Source organism: Campylobacter concisus (assembly GCF_003049085.1).
GTDB lineage: Bacteria > Campylobacterota > Campylobacteria > Campylobacterales > Campylobacteraceae > Campylobacter_A > Campylobacter_A concisus_H.
The window spans coordinates 173545-198574 of sequence record NZ_PIQX01000002.1; the positions used below are offsets into that span (position 1 = coordinate 173545).

At 37.6% G+C, this 25030-nt stretch carries 26 protein-coding genes; 16 read left to right on the forward strand and 10 right to left on the reverse strand.

Annotated elements, in window-relative coordinates:
- Positions 1-4: 4 nt before the first annotated feature.
- The 7 genes from ccoN (at position 5) to CVT13_RS03220 (ending at position 4578) form a co-directional block, all read left to right on the forward strand.
- Entirely contained in the window at positions 5-1492 is a 1488-nt protein-coding gene (ccoN, locus tag CVT13_RS03190) for a cytochrome-c oxidase, cbb3-type subunit I (protein WP_087585221.1), read from the forward strand.
- The gene (ccoO, locus tag CVT13_RS03195) at positions 1492-2157 is read left to right on the forward strand and encodes a cytochrome-c oxidase, cbb3-type subunit II (protein ID WP_084041629.1); all 666 of its coding nucleotides are present in this window, start codon (positions 1492-1494) and stop codon (positions 2155-2157) included. The genes ccoN and ccoO overlap by 1 nt, the downstream gene beginning before the upstream one ends.
- 9 nt (positions 2158-2166) lie before the next feature.
- Positions 2167-2376 carry a cytochrome c oxidase, cbb3-type, CcoQ subunit gene (locus CVT13_RS03200; RefSeq protein WP_021090915.1) on the forward strand — a complete coding sequence of 70 codons (210 nt, stop codon included), beginning with the start codon at positions 2167-2169 and terminating at the stop codon, positions 2374-2376.
- Positions 2364-3227 (forward strand): cbb3-type cytochrome c oxidase N-terminal domain-containing protein, encoded by an 864-nt coding sequence (locus tag CVT13_RS03205; RefSeq protein ID WP_107811583.1) that lies wholly within the window; start codon positions 2364-2366, stop codon positions 3225-3227. Before CVT13_RS03200 ends, CVT13_RS03205 begins: the two co-directional genes overlap by 13 nt.
- Positions 3227-3439 carry a DUF4006 family protein gene (locus tag CVT13_RS03210; protein ID WP_021090794.1) on the forward strand — a complete coding sequence of 71 codons (213 nt, stop codon included), beginning with the start codon at positions 3227-3229 and terminating at the stop codon, positions 3437-3439. The genes CVT13_RS03205 and CVT13_RS03210 overlap by 1 nt, the downstream gene beginning before the upstream one ends.
- A gap of 106 nt (positions 3440-3545) precedes the next feature.
- Entirely contained in the window at positions 3546-4115 is a 570-nt protein-coding gene (locus CVT13_RS03215) for a hypothetical protein (protein WP_107811584.1), read from the forward strand.
- Positions 4108-4578: a FixH family protein gene (locus tag CVT13_RS03220; protein WP_107811585.1), complete on the forward strand. Its 471-nt coding sequence runs from the start codon at positions 4108-4110 to the stop codon at positions 4576-4578. The genes CVT13_RS03215 and CVT13_RS03220 overlap by 8 nt, the downstream gene beginning before the upstream one ends.
- A 123-nt stretch (positions 4579-4701) precedes the next feature.
- Here the strand turns inward: CVT13_RS03220 and CVT13_RS03225 are convergent, their stop codons facing one another.
- On the reverse strand, positions 4702-5289 hold the full coding sequence (locus CVT13_RS03225; RefSeq protein ID WP_107811586.1) for a flavin reductase: 588 nt from the start codon (positions 5287-5289) through the stop codon (positions 4702-4704).
- A gap of 54 nt (positions 5290-5343) precedes the next feature.
- Between CVT13_RS03225 and CVT13_RS03230 the strand changes: the two genes are divergently transcribed.
- The 6 genes from CVT13_RS03230 (at position 5344) to CVT13_RS03255 (ending at position 13384) form a co-directional block, all read left to right on the forward strand.
- The gene (locus CVT13_RS03230) at positions 5344-7785 is read left to right on the forward strand and encodes a PD-(D/E)XK nuclease family protein (RefSeq protein ID WP_234411956.1); all 2442 of its coding nucleotides are present in this window, start codon (positions 5344-5346) and stop codon (positions 7783-7785) included.
- Entirely contained in the window at positions 7782-10601 is a 2820-nt protein-coding gene (locus CVT13_RS03235; protein ID WP_107811587.1) for a RecB-like helicase, read from the forward strand. The genes CVT13_RS03230 and CVT13_RS03235 overlap by 4 nt, the downstream gene beginning before the upstream one ends.
- A gap of 80 nt (positions 10602-10681) precedes the next feature.
- The gene (gene rplM, locus CVT13_RS03240; RefSeq protein WP_002939292.1) at positions 10682-11110 is read left to right on the forward strand and encodes a 50S ribosomal protein L13; all 429 of its coding nucleotides are present in this window, start codon (positions 10682-10684) and stop codon (positions 11108-11110) included.
- Between the two features lie 2 nt (positions 11111-11112).
- A complete protein-coding gene (rpsI, locus tag CVT13_RS03245) occupies positions 11113-11502 on the forward strand; it encodes a 30S ribosomal protein S9 (protein WP_021084780.1) in 390 nt (129 codons plus the stop codon).
- A gap of 153 nt (positions 11503-11655) precedes the next feature.
- Positions 11656-12672, forward strand: a complete 1017-nt coding sequence (locus tag CVT13_RS03250; RefSeq protein WP_084041636.1) for an OmpA family protein — start codon at positions 11656-11658, stop codon at positions 12670-12672.
- A 73-nt stretch (positions 12673-12745) separates the two neighbouring features.
- Entirely contained in the window at positions 12746-13384 is a 639-nt protein-coding gene (locus tag CVT13_RS03255; protein ID WP_107811588.1) for an HAD family hydrolase, read from the forward strand.
- Positions 13385-13630: 246 nt separating this feature from the next.
- On the opposite strand, the gene CVT13_RS03260 is transcribed toward CVT13_RS03255, so the two are convergent.
- Both CVT13_RS03260 and CVT13_RS03265 read right to left on the reverse strand, forming a co-directional pair.
- The gene (locus tag CVT13_RS03260) at positions 13631-14755 is read right to left on the reverse strand and encodes an NAD(P)/FAD-dependent oxidoreductase (RefSeq protein ID WP_107811589.1); all 1125 of its coding nucleotides are present in this window, start codon (positions 14753-14755) and stop codon (positions 13631-13633) included.
- Positions 14752-16053: an MFS transporter gene (locus CVT13_RS03265; protein WP_107811590.1), complete on the reverse strand. Its 1302-nt coding sequence runs from the start codon at positions 16051-16053 to the stop codon at positions 14752-14754. Before CVT13_RS03265 ends, CVT13_RS03260 begins: the two co-directional genes overlap by 4 nt.
- Before the next feature lie 113 nt (positions 16054-16166).
- Here CVT13_RS03265 and CVT13_RS03270 point away from each other — a divergent pair, with 113 nt between their 5' ends.
- Positions 16167-16808, forward strand: coding sequence for a non-canonical purine NTP pyrophosphatase (locus CVT13_RS03270; protein ID WP_107811591.1), 642 nt, complete (start codon positions 16167-16169; stop codon positions 16806-16808).
- Here the strand turns inward: CVT13_RS03270 and CVT13_RS03275 are convergent.
- Positions 16801-17523 carry a tetratricopeptide repeat protein gene (locus tag CVT13_RS03275; protein WP_107811592.1) on the reverse strand — a complete coding sequence of 241 codons (723 nt, stop codon included), beginning with the start codon at positions 17521-17523 and terminating at the stop codon, positions 16801-16803. The genes CVT13_RS03270 and CVT13_RS03275 overlap by 8 nt on opposite strands.
- Before the next feature lie 93 nt (positions 17524-17616).
- Between CVT13_RS03275 and CVT13_RS03280 the strand changes: the two genes are divergently transcribed.
- The gene (locus tag CVT13_RS03280) at positions 17617-18828 is read left to right on the forward strand and encodes a saccharopine dehydrogenase family protein (protein WP_107811593.1); all 1212 of its coding nucleotides are present in this window, start codon (positions 17617-17619) and stop codon (positions 18826-18828) included.
- A 345-nt stretch (positions 18829-19173) separates the two neighbouring features.
- On the forward strand, positions 19174-20340 hold the full coding sequence (locus CVT13_RS03285; protein ID WP_107811594.1) for a multidrug effflux MFS transporter: 1167 nt from the start codon (positions 19174-19176) through the stop codon (positions 20338-20340).
- 99 nt (positions 20341-20439) lie between these two features.
- Here the strand turns inward: CVT13_RS03285 and CVT13_RS03290 are convergent, their stop codons facing one another.
- The 6 genes from CVT13_RS03290 to CVT13_RS03315 all read right to left on the reverse strand — a co-directional run bounded on the left by CVT13_RS03290 (position 20440) and on the right by CVT13_RS03315 (position 25024).
- On the reverse strand, positions 20440-20655 hold the full coding sequence (locus CVT13_RS03290; protein WP_234411957.1) for a hypothetical protein: 216 nt from the start codon (positions 20653-20655) through the stop codon (positions 20440-20442).
- A 164-nt stretch (positions 20656-20819) separates the two neighbouring features.
- The gene (locus CVT13_RS03295) at positions 20820-21365 is read right to left on the reverse strand and encodes a hypothetical protein (RefSeq protein ID WP_107811595.1); all 546 of its coding nucleotides are present in this window, start codon (positions 21363-21365) and stop codon (positions 20820-20822) included.
- 111 nt (positions 21366-21476) lie between these two features.
- Positions 21477-22583 (reverse strand): NnrS family protein, encoded by a 1107-nt coding sequence (locus tag CVT13_RS03300; protein ID WP_107811681.1) that lies wholly within the window; start codon positions 22581-22583, stop codon positions 21477-21479.
- Positions 22576-23265, reverse strand: a complete 690-nt coding sequence (locus tag CVT13_RS03305; protein WP_107792814.1) for an ABC transporter ATP-binding protein — start codon at positions 23263-23265, stop codon at positions 22576-22578. Before CVT13_RS03305 ends, CVT13_RS03300 begins: the two co-directional genes overlap by 8 nt.
- Positions 23265-24062, reverse strand: coding sequence for an ABC transporter permease (locus tag CVT13_RS03310; protein WP_103560510.1), 798 nt, complete (start codon positions 24060-24062; stop codon positions 23265-23267). Before CVT13_RS03310 ends, CVT13_RS03305 begins: the two co-directional genes overlap by 1 nt.
- Positions 24059-25024, reverse strand: coding sequence for an ABC transporter substrate-binding protein (locus CVT13_RS03315; RefSeq protein ID WP_107811596.1), 966 nt, complete (start codon positions 25022-25024; stop codon positions 24059-24061). The genes CVT13_RS03310 and CVT13_RS03315 overlap by 4 nt, the downstream gene beginning before the upstream one ends.
- Between the last annotated feature and the right edge of the window lie 6 nt (positions 25025-25030).

Consider the following 25030-nt stretch of genomic DNA (forward strand, 5'->3'; position numbering starts at 1 on the left):
ATTTATGCGACCATCCCAGTTGCTACATTATGATTATAGTGTGGCAAAACTCTTTATGTTCTCCACGATATTTTTTGGTATTGTTGGCATGGCTATTGGTGTTTTGGTAGCTTTTCAGCTTGCCTGTCCTGATCTAAACTATATAGCTGGTGAGTATTCGGCATTTGGTAGATTACGTCCTCTTCATACTAATGGTATCATTTTTGGTTTTATGCTCTCTGGTATATTTGCCACTTGGTATTATATCGGACAGCGTGTCCTAAAAGTATCAATGAGTGAATCTCCTTTTTTGATGTTCATTGGTAAGCTTCATTTTTGGCTTTATATACTTGTTATGATTCTAGCTGTTGTGACGCTTTTTATGGGCGAGAGTACATCTAAGGAGTATGCCGAGCTTGAGTGGCCACTAGATATTGCAGTAGTAATAGTCTGGGTGCTTTGGGGTGTAAGTATATTTGGACTTATTGGTATACGCCGCGAGAAGACACTTTATATCTCGGTTTGGTATTACATTGCTACATTCCTTGGCGTTGCTATGCTTTATCTATTTAATAACATGGAAATTCCAACAAGACTAGTTAGTGGATATGGCTCATGGCTACACTCAGTTTCGATGTATGCTGGCTCAAATGATGCTTTGGTTCAGTGGTGGTACGGTCACAACGCAGTTGCGTTTGTATTTACAGTAGCGATTATCGCCCAAATTTATTATTTCTTGCCAAAAGAGAGCGGACAGCCAATATTTTCTTATAAGCTTTCGTTATTTTCATTCTGGGGTCTTATGTTTATCTATCTTTGGGCTGGCGGTCACCACCTAATATATACTGCTGTGCCTGATTGGATGCAGACTATGGGTTCGGTTTTTTCTATTGTTTTGATTTTGCCTTCTTGGGGTTCAGCTATTAATATGCTTCTTACAATGAAAGGCGAATGGACACAACTTCGCGAGAGCCCGCTTATTAAATTTATGATTCTAGCTTCAACTTTTTATATGTTTTCAACTCTTGAAGGCCCTATCTTAGCTATTAAATCTGTAAATGCACTAGCTCACTATACTGACTGGGTGCCAGGACACGTACATGATGGTGCACTTGGCTGGGTTGGTTTTATGACTATGGCGGCACTTTATCATATGACGCCACGTGTCTTTAAGCGCGAAATTTATTCAAAATCGCTAATGGAAGCTCAGTTTTGGATACAAACAACAGGTATCGTTTTATACTTTGCTTCGATGTGGATTGCTGGTATTACGCAAGGTATGATGTGGAGAGCGACTGATAGCTATGGAAATTTACTCTACTCATTTATTGATACTGTTGTAGTGCTTATACCTTATTATTACATTAGAGCTATTGGCGGACTTTTGTATTTGATTGGCTTTTTGATGTTTGCTTACAATATCTACAAATCAACTTCTGCTAAAGCTATTTTGGCAGAGCCAAAAAGTGCAACGCCTATGGGTAGCGCTAAAGCCAACGCGGAGGTGATGTGATGTTTGCTTGGTTAGAAAAAAATCCATTCTTTTTTGCAGTTTGCGTCTTTATTGTCATAGCTTATGCTGGTGTGGTAGAAATTTTACCCGACTTTGCAAATAGAGCTAGGCCACTTGAGGGTACAAAGCCTTATACGGTTTTAGAGCTTGCTGGAAAAAATATATATATACAAAATGGTTGCAACACTTGTCACTCACAGATGATACGTCCGTTTAAAGCAGAGACTGATAGATACGGCATGTACTCGTTAAGCGGCGAATTTGCTTATGATCGCCCTCATCTTTGGGGTTCAAAAAGAACGGGCCCAGATCTTATGCGTGTGGGTAATTATAGAACGACAGATTGGCATGAAAATCATATGTTAAACCCAGCCTCAGTTGTGCCAGGCTCGATCATGCCAGCATATCCATTTTTATTTAAGAAAAATGCTGATATAGAGACCGCTTACGCTGAAGCACTAACTGTTAAAAAGGTTTTTAACACACCTTATGATGAGAAAGATATGCCAGCTCTTGGCACTTTTGAGCAAGCAAATGCTAACGTGAAAGAGCAGGCTGCAAGTATCGTTGAAAGTATGAAAGATGAGCAAGTAAAAAGTGCCTTTGCAAAGGGTGAAATTCGCCAGATCGTGGCACTTATCGCCTATCTAAATAGCCTAAAATAGGAGTTAATAATGGATATTAGAGAACTTCAAGCTTATGGCTATTTTATTTTGACAGCATTCTTAGCTATCACTTTGTACGCTTATTTTTTTCATCTTTATAAAAGTGAAAAGCAAGGTAGAAGAAATTATGAGAAGTATTCAAGATTAGCCCTAGATGATGAGATCGGAAGTAAAATTTTAGAGCAAAAGGCTACAAAGGAGAGCGTATGCAATGGCTAAATTTAGAAGATAATATAAATTTACTTGCGTTAATAGGTGCCATCTTAATTATCGTACTAACTGTCGTTGTAGCTGGTAAGTATGTTGGTCAAATGAAAGTTAAAAAAGATGAAAGCGTAGAGCTTAGCGAGCACAACTGGGATGGGATAGGCGAGTATAAAAACCCAGTTCCATTTGGTTGGGCGGTAGTTTTTTTACTAACGCTTGTTTGGGCGATCTGGTATTATTTACTTGGCTATCCACTAAATTCTTACTCACAAATCGGTGAATATAATAAAGAGGTAAAAGAGGCAAACGCTAAATTTGAAAAAGAGTATGCAAACCCAAGCAAAGAAACGCTTCATGCTATGGGAGAGAGCGTATTTTTGGTGCAATGCTCAGCATGTCATGGCATCACAGGCGATGGCATTGGTGGCAAAGCTGCAAATTTACAAATTTGGGGTAGCGAACAAGGAATAATTGATACGATACTAAATGGCTCAAAAGGGCTTGATTATCCTATGGGTGAGATGCCAGCAGGGCTAGCTGATGCTGATGGAGCAAAGGCTATCGCAGCTTATGTAGCAAAAGAGATAAGTGCTATAAAAAGTACAAAAAATGAAAATTTAGTAGCCATGGGAAAAGAGCTTTACGTAGCTTGTGCAGCTTGTCACGGAGATGATGGCAAAGGTATGGATGGTATGTCGGCTGATCTTAGTAAATATGGTTCAAGTGAGTTCATCGTAGATGTACTAAATCGTGGTAAAAACGGCAACATCGGTGTTATGCCTAAATTTAATGATGGCAGATTAAACGAGATACAACAAAAAGCAGTTGGCGAATATGTCATATCGCTATCAAAGGGCGAATAATGGAAAATAAAAATAGAAATATCTTTGCTTTAAATGGTATTAGCGGTTATTTGGTGGCAGTTTTGCTTTTGCTATCTATCCTTGGCGTACTTACTTATATTGGTATTGGCTTGCAAAAAGATGTAGCAACCAAGCCTTACTCATTAAAAGATGCAAGTAGCATTGAGATGAAGAGCGTTGATAACGCTAAACACGTCATTATAAAGGAGTAGTGATGCTAGGCATAATAGAAAAAGCCATAATCTTGCTTATAGTTGTTGCAGGGGCTATTTGTGCGTGGTCAGTGCTTACATCAAACCACCTTTTTGTAGGCTAGGTGTGAGAAAATTTATACTCATTTTTATATTTTTGCTCTCACAAAGTTTGGCTTTGGGAGCAAATTTTGTGATAAATAATGATGAAATTCTAAGCCAAAAAGTAAGTGTAAAGCTAAATGAGATCGGCAGTGAGCTTTACACAAAAAGCGGTATAAATTTAGTAGTTGGCGTATATAAAGATGGTGAGCTAGAATCTCTTTTTAAAGAGCAAAACCTTAGCTCGCCTTATGCCTTTTTACTGCTTATAAAGGATAAAAAGAAAGTAGAAATTTTTGCCGATGCTAATACCTCAAAACTTTTTAATAAAGAACAAATTTTAAGTGTAAATCCAGAGTCAGGAACGATAATTCCTATTTTAGTTTCTAAAAATGGCAAAGATGTCTATAATGCTGCTATCTTAAACGGCTACGCTGATATTGCCGAGCAAATCGCATCTAACTTAAATTTTCAGCTTGAAAGTAGTGTTGGAAATTCAAATAAAACTACGTTAAATTTTTTAAGATTTTTCATCTATGGATTGGTTGCATTTTTTATAATTGTTATCTTTTATAAAAAGGTAAAAAATGGATAAAAAAACCTTTTGGCCTTATGCTATCGTGCTTAGCTTCATTGCTATCATTATCGCTTGTGCAGTAACGATCATCATAGCGCTGAAACATCCAGTAGAGATGGATAGCTCTTATATGCAAAGCTACCAAAATGTCGATGAAAACATAACCTTTATCAAAGAGAGTGAAAAACGCTTTGATGAGAAATTTGATCTAAAATTTGAGCCAAATTTTAACGCCTTAAATGCTAAGTTTAAATTTCATATAACTCCCAAAAAAGGAGAAATTTCAGCTTTAAAATATGAAATTTTACTTACTCGCCCACAGACAAATAAAGAAAATAAAATTTTAAGAGCTTCATGGCAAGAAAATGATCTAGTAAGCGAAGAAACAAGTCTAAAAGAAGGTAGATGGCAACTACTTTTAAGGCTAAGTGACACTAATGACACAAGGTATTATAAATTTGATCTTAATGTCACAAAATGATCTTAAAATCGCAGCTTTGGTATCTAAGAAAGATTTCAAAGCTGGATTTAAATTTTAATAAACTAATCTTTTTGGCTAAATTTAAAACCAAAATACTAAGTTTTTATCAAATAAAACTATAAATCAAATCTCTTTAAATCCAAAATTTAATCCCAAACGCTCGCAAGTGCCGACATATTCTTTAAATTTATAGATTAGTGGATGCCATTTTTGCGTATCTATCTTTTCATCTTTTAGCAAATTTTCATCTACAAAAATGCCTGTAATCTTGCAAGTAACTATGCTAAACCACTCTTTTAACTCTATCTTTTCTACAACCGTTTCTATCTGTATCTTGCACTCTTTTATCCTGACGGTTTTTGCATTTATGCCAGGCTCTTTGCTGAGATTTGCCACCTTAAATTTGTCGTGCTCGTAGGTGTAGCCAAGATTCTTTTTTTCTTCTGATACTTCACTATCGCCAGTTAGTTTTTCCATTTTTTGCACAGCTTCTAGCAGACTCTCATCACATAAATTTAGCGTGATATCTGAACCGTTTTTGATATTTTTAAAGCCTTGATTTTCAATACCTATGCCAAGCACCACTGTATTTCCTAACGTCCAAGAGGATGAAAGCACCGTGATATCATCGTTTGCGTTTTTATCTTTTGTGGTGGCTAGCAAAACCGGAAAGCCATAGTAAAAACCTTGTCTGTTTAACTCTTTATGCATTTTCGCTCCTTTTTTGTGATTGTAGCTTTTGGCTCTTTAAGGCTTAAAATTTTAATGTATTTAGATAAAAATTTAAAGCTTTGGCTAAGCGTAAAAAGCGCTCTTTTATCAGCATTTAGCTATCATTGCTTAAAAATTCAAGAGAGAAAAATGCATAACCTAAACCAACTTTTTGTCTTTACGAACTCGCGTAAGATTCGTGAATTTAATGCAAGTTTTAATGATGAGCTAATCCCAAAAAGCCTAAGTATCGCTGAGTTTTATAAAAAGGTAGTTTATGTAGATGGTAGGTTTGAGATTGATAGCACCTATGCTTTAGTGCTTATGAATAGAGCCTGTGCCAGTGTTAAAAAGGCAAACTCGGTTCTTAAAATTCCAACTGAGTTTTTTGAATTTTTAAAAAATAATGACTATCTTTTTTCATTTTTTAAAGAGCTAGCTATTAGTAAAAAGAGTATTGCTGAGATCAAATTTAACGATATTTACGCTAATTTTGAGGAGCATTTAAACATACTTGAAGCAGTTTTAAAAGAGTATGAGAGCTTGCTTGATAGAGAAAATCTCTATGATGATATAACCTTGCCAAAAATTTATAATGTAAATGAAGCTTACATCAAAAGCTTTAGTGAAATTTCACTACACATAGATGGAATTTTAAGCGAGTTTGAGTGGGAAATTTTAGAGAAAATCTCAAAGCTAACTACGCTAAAAATTATCTTTCAAACCAGTGTTTTCAACACAAAGCTAATCAATAAAATAAAGCAAATTTCAGCTATTAGCGAGATTGAAAACTATAAAAAATATGAGCTAAATTTAAAGACAAATGAGCTAATTTGCTTAGAAAATATCAAAAAATTTGAGCCAGTTTTAGAAAAGCGATTTGCGACTAGAAGCTTGCAATGTGCCTACGCTATGGCAAAGGCGAGCGAGTTTGTGCGTGAGGGTATAAAGCCTGAAAACATCGCTGTTATATTGCCAGATGAGAGTTTTAGTGAAATTTTAAGGCTTCATGATAGCAATAAAATTTTTAACTATGCTATGGGCGAGAGCTTTAAAAATACAAAAATTTATGAGACGCTTTTTTACATTACAAGAGCGATAAACGAAGAGGCAAGACCGGTTTTTGATCAAAGCAAGTGTGAGAGCTACGAGGAGCTTGGCTTTATCTTGAGTACGCTTGGCGTAAGCGAAGAGCTTTTTAATAAATTTAAATCAAGCTATTTTGAACTTTGCGACTTTGCTAAATTTAAAGAGCTAATAGATGAGCTTTTAATGCTTGAAAATGAGCCAAGATGCGAAGAAAAGCTCGCGCTTGAGCTTTTTAGGATTGAGAATTTATGTAGGTACTTTAGCTTTAGCTTAAAGCAGTTAAGTGAAATTTTTTTGCTAAATATCTCGCGCCTTAGCATCGATGATGTGGGTGGTGGAAAGATTAGCGTCATGGGCATGCTTGAGAGCCGTGGAATGAAATTTGATGGCGTGATCATAGTTGATTTTAATGATAACTTCATCCCAGCAAGAAGCACAAATGAGATGTTTTTAAACTCGAAAGTGAGGCAAAAGGCAGGGCTCATAAGCTACCTTGAGCGTGAAAATTTGCAGAGATTTTACTATGAAAGTCTTATAAATAATGCCAAAAAGGTCGCCATAAGCTGTGTTTTAAACGAAGAGAGTATTCCTTCAAGATTTTTAAAAAATTTCAAAACAATAAAAGATGAGAAATTTAGTGACGAGGCGTATTTAAAATTATTTTTAAAAGGAAATACAAGCCTAAATTTAAGCGATGATGAGATCATTTTGGAGCATGATTTTTTTACTAAACCGCTATCATTTTCTACACTAAATTTATTTCTAACTTGCCCAAGAAAGTATTATTACGCAAAGATAGCTGGTATAAAAGGAGCAAAAGCAATAGCAACTGAGCCAGGATCTAAGCAAGGAAATAGCGTGCATAAGGCGCTTTATGAATACTATACAAGTGATTTTTATAGACAAAAAAATATATTTGATTTGGCTATTTTTAAAGAAATACTTGCAAAGCAAGATTTTTCTTCGCTTGAGCTTGAGATTTGGTCGCAGAAATTTAAAGAATACGCAGAGTTTGAAAATGAGCGTTTAAGTGCTGGCTTTAGAGTGCTTGATTGTGAAAAAGATATAGAGAGTGATTTTTGTGATGTAAAGATAAAAGGCATTATCGATAGGATCGATGCTAGCCCTAATGGTGAGCCTTTTATGCTTGATTATAAAACTGGTGAGGCAAATGCGAACTCGCTTCAGCTTGCATTTTATGAAGCACTTTACGGTAGCGAGGTAAAAAGTGCTTATTTTGCCCTAAAGAATGAACCAGTGCTTATTAGCTCAAAAAAAGGCGTGGATCATCTAAAGGATGAGATAGAAAATCTAAAGAGCATAAATAACACTAAGATAAATTTTGAAAGAAAGAGCGGAGCTTGTAAATTTTGCGAGTATGCCATACTTTGTAGGAGAGAGTTATGAAAGATTTTTTAGCCCTAAAAGCAAGTGCTGGAAGCGGGAAAACATTCGCTTTAAGCGTTCGTTATATCGCTTTGGTGCTTAGAGGCGAAAATATAAACGAGATCATCGCTCTAACCTTTACCAAAAAAGCGGCCAATGAGATGAAAGAGCGCATAATCACAACTTTTTTGGACTTACAAAACAAAAAAGACGAGCTTGATAAGCTTTGCAAAGAGCTTGGTTTGAGCCAAGATGAGGTCATAAAAAGACGCGATGAGAAGCTTGATAGGTTTTTGCAAAGTGAGCTAAAAATTTATACATTTGATGCATTTTTCTCTGGAATCCTAAAGAAATTTAGTCAAAATTTAGGGCTTAGTCCTGATTACAGCGTGCAAGATAGTCTGCAAGATCTGGCGTGGAAAAAATTTGTAAAAGAGGTAAGCAAAGATCAAAAGCTTCTTAGCGAGCTTGCACTCATGATGATAATCTCAAGTCAAAAAGAGGCGAGCTTTTCACAGACTTTGGCTAAATTTTATGAGAGCTTTGGCGGTGAGCTAAAAGATAGTGGTGCAAGCTATCCAGATGATAGCAAGGTAAGAGCAGTGCAAAAGGAGATAAATGAACATATAGCCTTGCAAAATGGTGCTAGCGATACGGCCAAAAAGACATTTAGTGAGCAAAATTTATTTGAGCTTTTTAAAAATAAGGTCTTTGAAAGAGAGAGTCTGTATTACCGCACTTTTAGTAAAATTTATACAAGTGAGCTTGATGAGCTTTTTGTAAAGCTAAAAGAGGCGGCAAAAGAGTATATTTTGGAGGTTGAAAGATATAGACTTAGCGGCTTTAGCAAGCTCTTAAATGTTTATAAACACTCAAATTTAGAGCTAAATAAAGAGATAAACGCTTTAAGTTTTGCTGATATAAATAAGCTGGTATTTAAGCTTTTGGTTGAAAATTTTGATAAAGATGTGCTTTATTTCAGGCTTGATGGCCGCATAAATCACCTTTTGATAGATGAGTTTCAAGATACAAATGTGATCCAATATGAGATCATCTTGCCGCTCATCACCGAGATCGTTTCAGGATACGGACAAAACGGGCTTGGAAGCTTCTTTTATGTTGGAGATACGAAGCAGAGTATCTATAAATTTAGAGGTGGTAAAAAAGAGCTTTTTGATAAGCTTGGAGAGAAATTTGAGCAAATTTTGGTCGAAAATTTGCCTAGCAACTACCGCAGTTTAAAGGCTTTAGTGAAATTTAACAATGCCGTTTTTGAAGAAATTTACCATAGATATAGGCTTAGTTTTGAGCCACAAGAGCCAGCTAAAAAAGATAAGGAGCTAAGCTACAAAGTAAGTGGCGAGTGTCCTTATTTTGAAGCCGAGGAAGACGACTACGGCTACTTGCGTGTGCTAAGCGATGAAGATATCGTGGGTGCAGCGGTTTCGCAAGTAAAAGAGCTACTTGCTGCTGGCGTAAATGCAAGTGAGATAACTGTGCTTTGCTGGAAAAATAGTGACATCAGCCTCATCTCAGAGGTGCTTAGCAGTGAGGGGATAAAAAGCGTAAATGAAGGCACCTTGGAGCTAAAGCGAACGCCGTTTGTTGCAGCGATCATCGAGTATGCGAAATTTTGTCTTTTTGGTGAAGAAATTTATGAAAAAAATGTAAAAGCACTCGTAAACACAAATCCTAAAAAATTAAAAATAAATGCTGAAGATAGTGCGACAAAAAGCCTATTTTATCTAGCTAAAAATTTATGCATAAATATGGCTGATGTTGATATTCTAAGGCTTTTTGAGCTAAGTAACGGCTACAAAAATTTAAGTGATTTTATCTTTAATCTTGAAAATTTTAGTTCTAAAATCAGTCCAAAAAATGCTGATGGCGTAAAGATAATGACTGTTCATAAGTCAAAAGGGCTCGAGTTTGCTTACGTGATAGTTTGTGATATGATGAGTAAAGGCAGAGGCGATGACTCAAACTTTATAACAGAATATAGCGAAAAAGGCGAGTGGATAGTAAAAAGTAGAATTTCTGGTAGAGAAAATTTTGACCCTGAGTATGCTGGTGTGTTAGAGCAAATAAAAGAGCTTGAGAAGCAAGAAAATATCAATAAAATTTACGTCGCTTTCACTAGGGCTACAAAGTCACTTATCATCATTAAACAAGCTACTCCAAGTGGAAATAGTCCTAGCTTTTTTTCTTTTTATACTAGAAGTGATAAAAGCGAAGTAAACGACTATCTTGATCTAAAAGAGTTTAGTTTTGGCAAAATTTTACCTAGCAAGAGCGAGCAAAAAGAGGCAAAAAAAGATGAAAAAATGCCTGAAATTTTAAAGATAGAAAGGCAAGAGATAGAGGCAAGAGAGCAAAAAACGAGCGGTAAAAATTTAGAGGCAATCTATTTTGGCTTAGCGTTTCACTATTTGCTTGAGATGAGTGAAAGATTTGATGAAAATTCGCTTTTAAAAGCTAAAAGTTTAATGCTAAATAAATTTTATAAATTTCTTTCACCTGATAGACTTGAAGATGCCTTTAAACGGGCAAAAATGCTAATAAATGAGCCAAAATTTCTAAAGTGCATAAAAAATAAAGAAATTTACAAAGAGCAGCCATTTAAAGTAAAAAACGAACTAAAACAGATGGATTTATTTTGTATTGGAGAGAGCGAAATTTGTGTGATTGACTATAAAACGACCGATAAAAATATTGAGGAAAATAAAAAACAAGTTGGAGAATACAAAGAGGCATTAAGTAAATTTTATCCAAAGCATAGTATAATCGCCGTCATCTTCTACGCTCTTGATGGAAAAATTTCATATATTGAAGTTTAAATGCTACTTAATTTAAGCTTTATAAAAGCATTGTTTAAATACAATCACAACTCAAAAATTAACTTGGCAAAGGTAAGAAAATGACAAAAATAACAAAGCCAAACGAAGTTAAACGAGACTGGATCGTTGTTGATGCAGCTGGTAAACGTTTTGGTAGATTGCTAACTGAGGTAGCAACTATACTTCGTGGCAAAAACAAACCATGCTTCACGCCAAACGTAGATTGTGGCGACTATGTTATCATCATAAATGCTTCAAAAGTAGAATTTACTGGTAATAACAAGGCTGAAGACAAACTTTATCACAGACACTCAGGATATTTTGGTAGCGTAAAGAGTGAAAAATTTGGCGATTTGATAGCAAATAAGCCAGAAAAATTATTTAAATTAGCTGTTCGTGGAATGCTTCCAAAAACTAAACTTGGAAGAGAGATGATAAAAAAACTAAAAGTTTATGCTGGCAGTGAGCATCCTCATACGGCACAAATAGCTAAAAAAGAAGGAAAATAATTATGGCAAAAGTTTATGCAACTGGTAAAAGAAAAACTGCCGTAGCAAAGGTTTGGATAAAAGCTGGAAGCGGTAAAATCGTAGTAAATGGTATGGATCTTAACACTTGGCTTGGTGGTCATGAGGCTATAAAGCTTAAAGTAATTCAGCCACTTCTAGTTACTAAACAAGAGAGTTTAATAGATGTAGTAGCTACAACTTTAGGTGGTGGTTATTCAGCACAAGCAGAGGCTTTAAGGCACGGTATTTCACGTGCTTTAGCTGATATGGATGCTGATTTTAGAGCAGCACTTAAACCAAAAGGCTTGTTAACTAGAGATTCTCGTGTTGTTGAGCGTAAGAAATTTGGTAGAAGAAAGGCAAGAAGAAGCCCACAATTCTCTAAACGTTAATGATTTTTTGCAAGTGCTTTTGCATTTGCAAAATTTAAGTTGTGTAAATTTCAAATTTACATTGTTAATTAAATTATGATTTAGAGTCGGTTAAATTTTATTCAGTTAAAATGTAACCACTTTAAAATAAATCCTAAGAAAGGAATTCTAAATATGAAAAAGATTGCTTTAGCTATGGTTGCCGCAACAGCGGTTTTTGCGTCTAACGCAGCATATAATTATGAAGTTACTCCAACTATTGGTGGCGTTCACCCAGAGGGAAATCTACGTGTAAAAGACCATAACTTCGTTGGTGTTAGAGCTGCTAGAAATCTTGAAGATTTTTTCTTTGATCAAGTAGAGCTTGGTGTTGATTACACTCAAAAAGCAAAAGAAAAAACAGGTAGCTTAACAAGAGAAGGAAGAGTTCTTAGATATCATGCAAATCTTGTAAAAGATATAGTTGATTTTGGACCAGTTAGTCTATATGGCTTAGTTGGTGCTGGTTATGAAGATGTTCCAGCTATTTTTGTTAAAAATGAAGATGGCGGTTTTGGCCAATATGGTTTTGGTTTAAGATATCAAGTAACTGATAGATTTGCTCTTAAAGCAGAAGCAAGAGATGCTATCAAATTTGAACATGCTGATCATAACCTATTCTATTCACTAGGCTTTGGTATTGGTCTTGACTCAAAAGCAGCTCCAGTTGTAGCAGCAGCTCCAGTTGCAGCAGCAACTCCAGCAGCAACTCCAGTTCTTGATGATGATAATGATGGCGTGCCAAACGATATAGATCAATGCCCTAACACTCCAGCTGGCGTAGTTGTTGATGAAAGAGGATGCGAGAAAGTTATCGTTCTTAGAGATCTAGATGTTAACTTTGCATTTGATAGCTACAAAGTTGGACCAAAATACGCAGCTGAGATCAAAAAAGTAGCTGACTTTATGGGCGAACACCCAGATTATAAAGTTGTACTTGCTGGTCACACTGATAGCGTAGGTGCAGAAGCTTATAACCAAAAACTATCTGAAAAAAGAGCAAAAGCAGTAGCTGATGTTCTTGCTGGCTATGGAGTAAGCGAGGATAAAATTTCAACAGTTGGCTACGGTGAGCTTAAACCAATTGCTACAAATAAAACTAAAGAAGGCCGCGCTCAAAATAGACGCGTTGAAGCTACTTTCAATAAATAATCTTATTATTTAAAGTTACTTTTTTATGGGCTTAGCTTCGGCTAGGCCCTTTTTTATTTCTACGGAGAAAATGATGAAAAAAACCATACTTTTTGATTTAGACGGTACACTTATTGACTCGACTTCGGCTATTTTAAAAGGATTTGATAGAGCTTTTTTATCTCATGGCAAAAAAGAGCCAGACCATAATGTATTAAAGTCTTTGGTTGGTCATCCGCTTGAAATAATGTTTGAAAGACTTGGTGCAAGCAAAAATTTAATTGATAGCTATATAAAAGAGTATAAAGCTTGCTACGAAAAAAATTATCTTAATGAGACGGTACTCTTAGATTATGCAAATGAAGCATTGAAGGAGGCAAGTAGCTTTGCTGATGTAGGTATAGTTACTACGAAAACTTCAAAATTTTCTATTATCTTGCTTGAGCATTTGGGGGTTATGAAATATATAAAAACTGTTATTGGAAGAGACGATGTTGCTAATCCAAAACCAAATCCAGAACCTATAAATTTGGCTTTAGATAGACTTAATAAAGATAAAAATAATGCATTTATGGTAGGTGATACCATTATGGATCTAATGGCTGCACAAGCTGCCTTTGTTACAGGCGTGGGTCTAACTTGTGGATATGGTCAAAAGAGTGATTTGGAGAATTTTAGTAAACATATTTTCTCAAACCCATTTGAAGCCGTTAGCTTTATAGAAGAGGTTTGATAATCTAATATCCCCAAACTGCTTATCCTTTAAAGTAAATTTAACCTAACGTTTAGCTTGCTTGGTTATAAAATTTACTCCAAAAAATTTATTACCTTTGTTTGGCGCAAAATCTTTTTAAAAATATTTATTATGAATTTTTACATCTAAATTACTTAAATTGATTTTCTTAATAGCCTACTTTCATAGTAAATTTATCTTATTTAAAATATGAAAATTTATCTAAAACTAGCTAATTTTAGGAGATCATAGATTTAAGACCCTAGCCACTTTTAGGGCGCTTGCAAATGCAAAATGCAAGTTATATCCGCCAAGCATGCCAGTGATGTCCAAGACTTCACCAATAAAATAAAGCCCCTTAACGCTATAAGCTTGTAAATTTTCATCTAAAAATTCGCTCTTTACGCCACCTTTTGTAACCTCCGCTCTTTCAAAGCCAAATGTCCCAGCTGGGGCAAACTCATAAGCAAAAAGCCTTTTTATTATTTGTCTATCATTGTCGTTAAATTCATAAAAGGCTCTGTCTTTTAAGCCAAAATTTTTTAAAACCTCCAGTACAAATCTCTTTGGTAAGGGCAAAACCGAACTAAGCTGCTTTTTGCCATTTATTAAATTTTTCTCATTAAATTTGGGTAAAAAATTTATACAAATTCGACCTTTTTGCCAAAATAACGAGGCGTTTAGTATCGCTGGTCCGCTTATGCCTCTATGTGTAAAAAGTAAGTCTCCACTAAATTTATGGCTATTTATCTCCACATCTGCGTTTAGGCTGACGCCACTAAGTTCTTTAAACCAAAACTCATCTTTTTGTACGCTAAATCCGACAAGTGCAGGTGCAAGAGCTGATGTCTCAATACCAAAATCATTTGCTATTTTATAGCCAATGTCGCTTGCGCCAAGGGCTTTGTAGCTTAGTCCGCCACTTGCTATGACTAAATTTCTAGCTCTAAATTTCTCATCTTTTGTCAAAATTTCAAAAATTCCATCTACTTTTTTAGCGCCAAGAACCTCTTTATTGTAAAAAATATCCGCTTTTTGTCTTTTCAGAAGTACGTTTAAAACGCTCTTTGCACCGCTATCGCAGAAAAATTGATTTTGCTTTTGCTCACTAAATTTAAGCTCGCTAAAAAATTTTAAAACTTGATTTGGAGTCAATTTTTTTAAAATTTGCTCTATAAATTTTTGCTCGCCAAGGTAGTTTTTAGCGCTTATAAAGCGATTTGTGATGTTACATCTGCCTCCACCACTTGCTAGGATCTTTTTGCCAGCACTACTATTTTTTTCTAAGATAGCAATCTTTTTACCCTTTAAATTTGCCCCTAAAAAGAGCCCGCTAGCGCCAGCACCAATGATGATGACGTCATAGATCAAAACTTCAAGCTCTCTTTTAAAGCAGCCTCGCTTGTTAGGCGAGAGTCAAATTTGATCACTTGATTTTTCTCGTTTTTGTAATAATCGACTACGCCTTTTTGGCTATTTAGTAACTCTAAATTTAAGCTTACTTCAGGGCTTAGATAGATATTTTTAAAAATTCTTGGATCGCTTAAGCTAAAGAGCAAAACAAGCCATATCACGCAAAGCACCACGCAGATGACGGCTAGTACTTTAAAACCAAAGGCATGCAATATATACCCACCAAATGCACCTCCAACAAAGCTTCCCAGATAGCCAAATGAATTAAATACACCAAGGGCTGAGCCTTTTTGTGAGGATTTTACAAATTTTGTTGCGGTTGATTGCATGATGGGCTCATGAAGGTTAAAACCTATGAAAAATATAGCAACTCCCAAAACGAAGATAAAAAGCGTAAAGCTAATAGCAAAAATAGTGTAGGTTAGGGCAAAAAGCAGCGTGCCAGCTATCAAGATGACCTTGCTAAGTCCCTTGCCATCGCCAAGGGCGCCAGCTAGCCCCATAGCTAAAAAGCCAAGCACGGCGCCAAGCGAATAGACTTTGTAAAGCTCACTGCTTTCGTAGCCATACTCTTTTACTAAAACGATAGGGATCACCAAAAATGCGATGCTTGCTAGCATCTTTTGCATAAAAGAAGTAAAATTTATGATCATGTAGTCTTTTTGTAAAAACAGCTTACCAAATGGTACTTTTTCACTTTTAGCGCTCACTTTTATCTCTTTTGGCACAACGGTGTAGAGAAGTACAATGCAAAGTAGGCTAAGAGCGGCACTTAGGTAAAAGAGACTTGAAAGTCCGTAGTCTTTGGCAAGAAGTGGCCCAAGTACCATCGAAAGCGTGAAGCTAAGCCCTATAAAAGCTCCCATTATCGCCATGGCTTTTGAGCGTTTTTCTTCTGTTATATAGTCACTTATCATCGCAGTTGCAACTGCTCCGATAGCACCTACGCCTTGTAAAAATCTACCAAATAGCATGGTAAAAATATCGCTTGTAAGTGCACAAATTATTGAGCCGATGATAAAAACCAAAAGTCCGATCGTTAATGTTTTTTTGCGTCCTATCCTATCCGAGAGCGCTCCAAAAGGCACTTGAAATATCATCTGCGAGATCGCATAGACGCCTACTATTAGCCCTACTAAAAACTCGTTTGCTCCGCGTAAATTTAAGGCATAAAGGCTAAGCACTGGCAAAACTATAAAAAGACCTAAAAATCTGCTTGCTATGATAAAAGATAGTGGTAAAACGCTTTTTAACATAAAATTTTCCTTATTTTTAAAAGGACTAAGTTTATCATTTTAACGCTAATTTAAATTTAAAAATTTAATCTACTTTTTTGTAAAATATGCCCAAAAATCAAGGAGCTCTTGCAATGAAGATCGTGCTTGCGACATCAAATTTAGACAAAGTAAAAGAGATAAAAGAGTATTTAAAAGGCTATGAAATTTACGCTCTAAGCGAGGTCGTAAAGCCATTTGAGATCGTTGAAGATGGCAGCACTTTTCAGCAAAATGCACTCATAAAGTCAAAAGCTGTTTTTGCAAAGCTTAAAGAGCAGGGGCTTGATAATGAGTTTATCGCTCTTAGCGATGATAGCGGCATTAGCGTGGATGCACTTGGCGGTGAGCCAGGGATCTACTCAGCTCGCTATTTTGACCTTGATGAAAATGGCAAAGTATGCGGTAAAAACGCAAATGACGCAAACAATAGAGCAAAACTCATTAGCAAGCTAAAGGCGCTAAATTTAGAGAGTTCATCAGCGCACTATACTGCCTGTATCGCTATTAGCTCAAAATTTGGTGATTACACTACGCATGGCTTTATGTATGGAAGGGCGATTGATGAGGAGCGTGGCACAAATGGCTTTGGCTACGACGCGCTCTTTATCCCAGATGGCTTTACTAAAACGCTTGGTGAGCTAGATAATGAGACGAAGCTTAAAATTTCTCACCGTTCAAAGGGACTTGAGCTTGCAAATTTCGTGCTAAAAAGTCTAAAGAAAAACTTTAGTTAAGCCCATTTAGCCCTTTGTTAGCTCTCTCTAAAAGATCCAGTGCGCGAGGATTTTGCTCTTTTCCATTTAAAATTTCAAGCACTTTTTTGTAGTTTTGGGTAGCTTCGTCCTTTTGATTAAGCTTTGCTAGGTCGTTAGCAAGCTCTACTAAAAGCTCTGATCGCACAAGCTCGTTGCTGCTTAACTCTGGCGTGATATCAAGTAAATTTAGCGCTAAAAGGTGGTTTTCGTGGGCTTTGTCAAATTCGTTTTTTAGGTAGTAGGCGCTAGCGATGCCTTTTATACAGATGAGTTCGTCGTTCATTGGGGCATTTGGCGCGTTGTCATAAATTTTTAGAGCTTCTTGAAAATTAGCAAGTGCTTCGTCGTATCTGCCTAGCACCTTTTGTGCCGCACCTAGGCTATGATAAGAGCGAGCTAGTAGCAGCTTGTCGCTAACGTTTGCCGCAAGCTCTAGGGCTCTTTGTGAGAGCTCTAACGCCTTTTGTGGCTCTTTATTTACCATGCAAATGCTAGCGCTATTTATGAGCGAAGTGATCGCCTGCTCGGTGTTGCCCTCTTTTAAGCAGACATCAGTCGCTTGCTCGGCTAAATTTATGGCTCTCTCCAAATTTCTATCGCTTTTATAAAACTCCCTCACACTCTCTTGTATTAGCTCGTCACAGCTACTTGCAAAGAGGCAAATAGGCGCTAAAAATGGCAAAATTTTCTTCATCTTTTTACCTTTAAATTTTTGCCTTATTTTACCTTTTAAAGCGAGAAATTTATATTAACTTCGCTAAAATCACTAAAATTTAAAGGAGCACAAATGTCAAATATCTTAATCATAGGCGCTGGCGGCGTGAGCCAAGTCGCGACCGTAAAATGCGCGATGAACGCGGACGTTTTTAGCAAGATCACCCTTGCTAGCCGCACCAAAAGCAAGTGCGACGCGATCGCCAAATTTATCAAAGACCGCCTAGGTGTCGTTATCGACACCGCCCAGATCGACGCGGACGATACCGATGCTGTGGTCGCGCTCATCAAAAAAACGGGTGCCGATTTGCTTTTAAATGTGGCGCTGCCGTATCAGGACCTAACCCTCATGGACTCGTGCTCTCGCGTCGGCATCCAATACATCGACACCGCAAACTACGAGCGCCCCGACACGGCGAAATTTGAATACAAGCTGCAGTGGGCGAAAGACGGCGAGTTCAAAGCCGCAAACACGATGGCGCTGCTGGGAAGCGGCTTTGATCCGGGCGTAACGAACGTATTTTGCGCCTACGCACAGCAAAATCTCTTTGACGAGATCCATGAGATCGACATCCTAGACTGCAACGCAGGCGATCACGGCTACCCGTTCGCGACGAATTTCAACCCCGAAATCAACCTGCGAGAAGTGAGCGCAAAGGGCCGCTACTGGGAGCGCGGCGAGTGGAAAGAAACCGAGCCGATGCAGATAATGTTTAAATGGGACTATCCAAAAGTGGGCGTCAAAGACAGCTACCTGCTCTACCACGAGGAGCTAGAAAGCCTCGTTAAAAACATCAAAGGATTAAAGCGAATCCGCTTTTTCATGACTTTCGGACAGAGCTACCTAACTCACATGAAGTGTCTAGAAAACGTCGGCATGCTGCGCATCGACGAGGTCGAGCATAACGGCGTAAAAATCGTGCCGATACAGTTTTTAAAGACCTTACTGCCTGATCCTGCGTCGCTAGGCCCTCGCACGAAGGGCAAAACCAACATCGGCTGCGTGATCCGCGGGCTCAAAGACGGCAAAGAGCGTCAAGTCTATATCTACAACGTCTGCGACCATGAGGCTTGCTACGCTGAGACGGGCGCGCAGGCAGTGAGCTACACGACTGGCGTGCCTGCGATGATCGGCTCGATGATGGTTGCAAAAGGCATCTGGAGCGGAAAAGGCGTCTTTAATATGGAAAATTTCGACGCCAAGCCTTTCATGGACGAGCTAAATAAGCAGGGGTTGCCATGGGAGATCATCGAAATGAAGCCAGGAGAAAGATACGAAGTCTAAATTTAGGCTTGTCTTTTTCTACTTATACTTCGTTGAAATTTGATTTTTAATGCTACGTATTACATATACGCTCCGCTTAAAAATCAAATTTCGCCTCGTCTAAGCGAAAAATACTTCACCTTACCCTATCGTATTTAAATTTCCAGTTTAAATTTTACCTCGCCTGCATTTAAATTTATGCCTGAAATTTCATATCGAATTTACTCCAAGCTTCCACATCGAAAAGCGTTTAAATTTAGCTATAATCGCGCCAATTTTATCAAAACAAATTTGAGTAAATTTAAAACTCTCAATCTCTAGTCGCGCAAACCCTGCGCCCACTCAAATAACAACAAAAGGAAAAATTTGAACTCCTCAAAAACTTCACTATCTTTTTTAGTCGTGCTAAGCGCGCTCATGGCATGTACATCGCTATCTACGGACGTATATTTGCCCGCTATGCCTACGATGGAGCGACAGTTGCATGGCGATGCGGAGCTTACTATAACGGGCTTTTTGATCGGCTTTGCTATAGCGCAGCTCGTATGGGGGCCTATCAGCGATAGGATCGGGCGTAAAATCCCGCTTTTTATCGGTATGGCGCTCTTTGCGATCGGATCAGTAGGATGCGCGATGTCGGACACTATGGCTAGCGTAGTGTTCTGGCGCGTGTTTCAGGCCGTGGGCGCGTGCGTAGGACCGATGCTAAGCAGGGCGATGATTAGCGATCTTTTCGGTAGCTCGCAGGCCGCACAGATGCTCTCTACGCTAGTTATCATCATGGCTATAGCGCCGATAGCGGGTCCGTTATTGGGCGGCGCGATACTGGAGTTTGGCTCTTGGCATGGGATATTTTGGCTGATGGCGCTAGCTAGCGCGGTTATGTTTGCGATGATTTTTTCTCTACCGGAGACCTTGCTGCTGCAAAAGCGCTCCACAAAGCCCATCGTATCGTCTTTTAGAAACTATCTAAGATTATTGCGAGACGCCAAATTTATGCGCTACACTCTTAGCGTGACGTTTTTCTACGTAGCCGCCTATGCGTTTATCACGGGCTCATCGTTTGTCTATATCGATTATTTCGGCATTCCTAGCAAATACTACGGATTTTTATTCGGCATAAACATCGTGGGCGTCATGGCGCTAAGTTTCGTAAATAAAAAGCTGGTAAAGCACTATGCGCTAAATCACCTGCTCATAGTCTCCACGCTCATTGCCGCGCTTGCTGCCGGCGTGCTGTTTGCGTTTGCGTTTTTCAAAACGGGCGGCGTTCTTGGCGTGATAATCCCGATGTTTTTCGTTTTTAGTATGAACGGCATCATCGCTTCTTGCTCCAATGCCGCCGCTCTTGATAGCGTGCCGCAGGAGATGAAGGGCTCGGCCGCTGCGCTCATCGGCTCGCTGCAATACGGTAGCGGCATCCTCTCCTCGGCGATGCTTGCGGCGTTTTCTGCGGGTACGCCGTGGACGATGTCTTGGATAATAGCTCTGTTTGTTTGGCTAAGCGCGCTCGCGGCGTATTTTAATAAATAAATTTAGCCTTGCGGGTTTGACTCAAATTTCGGTCAAATTCGCAAATTTTAGGTCACCAAAGCCAAAATCAAATTTGAAGCCGACGGGCCTAGCCAAATTTTACTTTTTCTTATTTTCGCTTTTTTGTGCGTTTAACGCCTCAAATTTCTGCTTTAAAATTTTAAAAACCTCGTGCTTGGATAGCTCGTATTTGTCGTATATCACGGCATCATCGTCGCCGATAGGCTGCATGAGGCCATCAGCCGCGTCGCGGTCTAGTTTACCTCTTTTAAACCTCACGTTTAAAACGTCGATTTTGCGCTTGGCGTCGACCATGCGAACGCCGATCTCTTCGATATCTTTAAAGTAAAATTTGGCGTTTTTGCCGCCTTTTTGTATGAAAAATCCGTCATCTTCGATTTTTCGGTATCGCAGAATAAGAAACTAGGATAAAGAGGTAACTTCGGCGCAAGCTAACTTACTGGCGCCGAATTTGAAAGTTATTTTATAGTTGCCTCAAAGCCAACATCTACATCTGGATAGCTCTTTCCACCGTGAAATGGTTTGGCAGCAGCGGCAAATTTATCAAAGCTCTCATTTAGCTTCAAATCATTTACAAGATCAACTGAAAATTTTGCCATTAGCTTACCATTTTGCACTTCATATTTTGTTTTAAAAATTTTTGAATTGCCATTTATGCTAAGCTGAACATCCATTTCTCCGGCCTTATCGTCGCCATTTACAGCTACGATCTTGCCATCTACGGCCTTGCCATCAAAAATAATGCCAATCCTTTTATCGCGGTCAGGTAGCTTTGTGTCGATATCTTTTGGCTCTAGCTTAAATTCAAAGCTCTTTAAAAAATCAGCAAAATTTGCATTTTCTTGACTTTTAAAATTTATCGTCTTAAAAGTACCTGGTACGGCTGTTTTATTTGCTAGCTTGTAACCAGTAAATGTTACCTTTGGTTCACCTTCTACACTAAATGCAAGAGCTGAAACTGCAAAAAATGAAGCTGCTAAAGCAACAGAAGTAAGTTTGTTCATAAAGAATCCTTTTTATAATATTGATAATAAATATCGCAAATTATATATCCACTTACTTCAAAAAAGACTTAAAAACTCTTTTTAATTAATGAATAGATTTTTAATATCTTTTTACTCTGGGTCATCGCTAAAATCGTTATCCCTAAAGATCGCATAAAAATTTATGAGCCAAAAAACAAAAGCGATTGCTATGAGTGTTGCTGGTAAATGAATGTAAAAGCCACTCCAAAAATAAGCCAAAATTCCTCTGCTAACGCCAGCTAAAAGAACTAAAATGAAAGCAACCTTACTAAGGCGTAAAAACTCAAGCTCTTGTCCACTATGACGAAGTCCTGCGACATTAAATATAAGCATCACACTAAAAACTACTGCATTTATCGCTATTAGATGCATAAAATTTGTTTCAAGATGGAGCCCAAAAATGCCGCTAAAGCCGATTCCAAAAAATCCAAGTGCTAAAAATAGTTGCATAAAATAGTACAAAAGCACAAAACTATGCCTAAAAAGCTCTTTATAGTGCCACTCTTTAAGCTTTGCAAGTACCGCACTTCCGCAAGCTATCGCGGCATAATAGACACCCATGCTTTCTTCAAAAAATATATTTAAAAGCAAAAAAGCACAAACGCAGCAAATAGCGATATTTTTATAGATAAAATTTGGCACAAAAACAGCTTCATCCATGCCTTTTTCTCTTTTTAGTGCTTCTTTCCCAAGTACGACACTAACACGGTAAGAGATGAGTAAGATAGCGATCACGTGGATAAAAACTTGTAAATTTAGAAATTTTTCATTGCCACTTATTAGATAATAAATTTCAAAGCCTAAAATACCAAACAAAAAGCCAAGTACGCCAAATTGATCATCGTTTTTATCTCGCCAGATCATATAAACACAAAGCAAAACCAAATATAGCCAAAAAAGAGCGATAAAGCAGTGTGCTAAAAATAGGCTAAAAAATGCCAATATAAAGCTTATAAAAAAGAGTGAAAATAATATATAAGCATGTATTTTTAGGGATGCTTGAAAATTTGTCCAATCAGTTAGTCCAGTTAGCAAAAATCCAGCATAAGCAAGGGCTAAGAAAAGTTGCAAAAATATAAATTTATGCAAACTCACAAAATCAGTTGGAGTAAAAAACACACTAGCACCAAGCACCGCACAGGCGGCACTCATTAAGAAAAATATCCTCATAGGATGAGTAAAAAAATTATTAATCATAATAAATTTGCCCTTTGAAATTTTCATCTATCATCTTGCTAATAAACGTAAAATCGCGCTCTTTGAAATCTTTGTCTATTTCAAGTTCTCTTTGTATAACTGCACCTTTACTTGATAAGAAATAAATTCTATTTGACATCTTCACAGCCTCCATTCTATCGTGTGTGACGAGAACCACACTCATACCTTCACTTACTCTTTGGCCAATAATTTCAATTAAAATTTCTTTCATATCATAATCAAGTCCAGAAAAAGGCTCATCCATCAAAAGTAGATCAGGTTTTGTCACGACTGCTCTTACGAAAGCGACCCTTTGTCTCATACCGCCACTTAGCTCGCTTGGGTATTTTAAAGTGTCCTTTTGACTTAACCCAACCTTTTTAAAAAGCTCTAAAACAGCGTTAATGTCTGGTTTATCCATAACTAAAAGCACATTTTCAAGAGCATTTTTCCATGTTAGTAGGCGATTTTCTTGAAAAAAATATGTAGTCTTTTTAAAGTTATTAAAAATTTTTCCTTTTCTAGGTTCATTTAGTCCGCTAATAAGCCGAAGTATCGTCGTTTTGCCACATCCAGATGGCCCAAAAAGCGTTACTACCTCGCCACCTTTTACATTTAGGCTAAAATTCCTTACGACCTTATCTCTTAAAATTTCATACTCTACATTTTTAAGCTCAAGCATCATCTTCTCCAAGGCATCAAAGCTATTTTTAGTGGCTCAATGATGAGGTATTCAAAGAGCATGATAAGAGTGATACTTAAAAGAACATACGCCATTACCTCGGTTGTTTCAAGCATCGCTCTTGCATTTGCTATCTTTGCTCCCATGCCGTTATTTGCACCTAGTAGCTCAGCCATTATGACTATCTTTACGCCCATTGCGACAGCTACACTAATAGAGCTTATTATGTAGCTCGTAAGATGCGGGATGTAAAGGTGTCTTATTTTTTTTAAAATTCCTAGATTATAAGCGTCAAACATCTCTTTTAGCTCCTCATCTACGCTACTCATAGCAACTGCCGAGCTTGCAAAAGTAAGCGGTAAAACGGTTATAAAGATAGTAAAAACGGTGCTAAAATTTCCAAATCCAAACCAAAAAATAGCAAGCACTATCCAAATAATCGGTGGCATTGACAAAAGTAATGTAATAACAGGCTTTAAAAAGGCCGCAAAACTTTTAAAGCTACCTGCTATTAACCCTAGAAATATACCAAAAAATGTTGCCGAGCAAACTCCGATCAGTGATCTGCAAAGCGTTATGTTTATCTCGCTGTTTTTATAATCTTTTATAATCTCACAGGCTTTTAAAAATACATCTTTTGGTGGCGGAAGCAAGAGTGGGGAGCTAAACTCGCTTCCCACTTGCCAAATGGCTAAGATCAAAAAAACTACGGCAAATCCGCTAAATCCACCCCAAAAATAGTCAATTATTTTTAAAAAGCTTGAGCGATCTTTTTTGATGCCATCAATTAGTATCATAAAAATAGACCTTTATCTGGCATCTTGCCGCCTAGAAATTTTGGATTAAACTGATAAATTTCTTCAAAAAACGCCATGATTTCACTTTGTAGTTCATTTGCTTTTGTTACTGTTAGATTTGCCTTATCAAAAGCATTTGCAAGTGCTACTTCTGGAGCTGGCAAGTAGCTTGAGCCTATCTTTGCTGCACTTTGCTTATTTTCAAGTATCCATGAAAGTGCATTTTTAAGATCGCTATGAAGCGTATCAAATAGACTTAAGTTTTTCTCGTAAAAGCCTCTTTCTACGATAATGCCAGCCATTGGGATTATAGGTTTTGTGCCAAAGCTCTCGCCCCAAATTTTTGGAAAATCAACTGAGTAATGCACGCTAACGCCTGCTTTTTTACCGCGCAAAATAGTCGCTTCGCCAAGAGGTTGTGGAACTATTAAAATGTCAAAATCTTTTTGTAAAAATAAAAGCAGAGCCTCAGGCGGCGTTGCTGTGTAGGTGATGTCTATTTTGCTAACGTCTATGCCTCGCTTCTTGCAAAGCGCTCTTAAAACAAGATCAGGCATATCGCCTCTAAATGGCATGATGAGCTTTTTGCCTACAAAATCCTCTAAATTTTTGATCTTTTCATCCTTAACCATAGCGTTCATTACGCCAAGAGTTAGTAAATTTAACATCGCAAAATCAAGCCCTTGATTTCTTAAATTTGCAGCGACATTTGATGGCGACATCGTTACCTTGATATCCCCACTAGCCACGCCTGCACGAAGCTGATCTGGTGTTTTCCAGATATTTAGGCTTACATCATAAGTTTTATTTAACTCCCCTTGCAGTGCAGCAACTGCCATTATGACGCTTGGGATTGCTGGCGCACCCCACATATTAAAGCTCTCTTTTGCAAATAAATTTGGTGCAAATGCGCTAACGCCTAAAGCTGTGCTAAGTCCTAAAAATTTTCTTCTATCTAACATCTTTTT

Bases quoted from the DNA above. Each gene is read 5' to 3' on its own strand.
- rpsI (WP_021084780.1), top strand. From the start codon at position 11,113: ATGGCAAAAGTTTATGCAACTGGTAAAAGAAAAACTGCCGTAGCAAAG.
- CVT13_RS03250 (WP_084041636.1), top strand. From the start codon at position 11,656: ATGAAAAAGATTGCTTTAGCTATGGTTGCCGCAACAGCGGTTTTTGCG.
- ccoN (WP_087585221.1), top strand. From the start codon at position 5: ATGCGACCATCCCAGTTGCTACATTATGATTATAGTGTGGCAAAACTC.
- CVT13_RS03205 (WP_107811583.1), top strand. From the start codon at position 2,364: ATGCAATGGCTAAATTTAGAAGATAATATAAATTTACTTGCGTTAATA.
- CVT13_RS03220 (WP_107811585.1), top strand. From the start codon at position 4,108: ATGGATAAAAAAACCTTTTGGCCTTATGCTATCGTGCTTAGCTTCATT.
- CVT13_RS03310 (WP_103560510.1), bottom strand. From the start codon at position 24,062: ATGATACTAATTGATGGCATCAAAAAAGATCGCTCAAGCTTTTTAAAA.
- ccoO (WP_084041629.1), top strand. From the start codon at position 1,492: ATGTTTGCTTGGTTAGAAAAAAATCCATTCTTTTTTGCAGTTTGCGTC.
- rplM (WP_002939292.1), top strand. From the start codon at position 10,682: ATGACAAAAATAACAAAGCCAAACGAAGTTAAACGAGACTGGATCGTT.
- CVT13_RS03255 (WP_107811588.1), top strand. From the start codon at position 12,746: ATGAAAAAAACCATACTTTTTGATTTAGACGGTACACTTATTGACTCG.
- CVT13_RS03265 (WP_107811590.1), bottom strand. From the start codon at position 16,053: ATGTTAAAAAGCGTTTTACCACTATCTTTTATCATAGCAAGCAGATTT.
- CVT13_RS03210 (WP_021090794.1), top strand. From the start codon at position 3,227: ATGGAAAATAAAAATAGAAATATCTTTGCTTTAAATGGTATTAGCGGT.
- CVT13_RS03225 (WP_107811586.1), bottom strand. From the start codon at position 5,289: ATGCATAAAGAGTTAAACAGACAAGGTTTTTACTATGGCTTTCCGGTT.
- CVT13_RS03305 (WP_107792814.1), bottom strand. From the start codon at position 23,265: ATGCTTGAGCTTAAAAATGTAGAGTATGAAATTTTAAGAGATAAGGTC.
- CVT13_RS03315 (WP_107811596.1), bottom strand. From the start codon at position 25,024: ATGTTAGATAGAAGAAAATTTTTAGGACTTAGCACAGCTTTAGGCGTT.
- CVT13_RS03280 (WP_107811593.1), top strand. From the start codon at position 17,617: ATGTCAAATATCTTAATCATAGGCGCTGGCGGCGTGAGCCAAGTCGCG.
- CVT13_RS03295 (WP_107811595.1), bottom strand. From the start codon at position 21,365: ATGAACAAACTTACTTCTGTTGCTTTAGCAGCTTCATTTTTTGCAGTT.
- CVT13_RS03270 (WP_107811591.1), top strand. From the start codon at position 16,167: ATGAAGATCGTGCTTGCGACATCAAATTTAGACAAAGTAAAAGAGATA.
- CVT13_RS03290 (WP_234411957.1), bottom strand. From the start codon at position 20,655: ATGGTCGACGCCAAGCGCAAAATCGACGTTTTAAACGTGAGGTTTAAA.
- CVT13_RS03300 (WP_107811681.1), bottom strand. From the start codon at position 22,583: ATGATTAATAATTTTTTTACTCATCCTATGAGGATATTTTTCTTAATG.
- CVT13_RS03275 (WP_107811592.1), bottom strand. From the start codon at position 17,523: ATGAAGAAAATTTTGCCATTTTTAGCGCCTATTTGCCTCTTTGCAAGT.
- CVT13_RS03200 (WP_021090915.1), top strand. From the start codon at position 2,167: ATGGATATTAGAGAACTTCAAGCTTATGGCTATTTTATTTTGACAGCA.
- CVT13_RS03235 (WP_107811587.1), top strand. From the start codon at position 7,782: ATGAAAGATTTTTTAGCCCTAAAAGCAAGTGCTGGAAGCGGGAAAACA.
- CVT13_RS03230 (WP_234411956.1), top strand. From the start codon at position 5,344: ATGTATTTAGATAAAAATTTAAAGCTTTGGCTAAGCGTAAAAAGCGCT.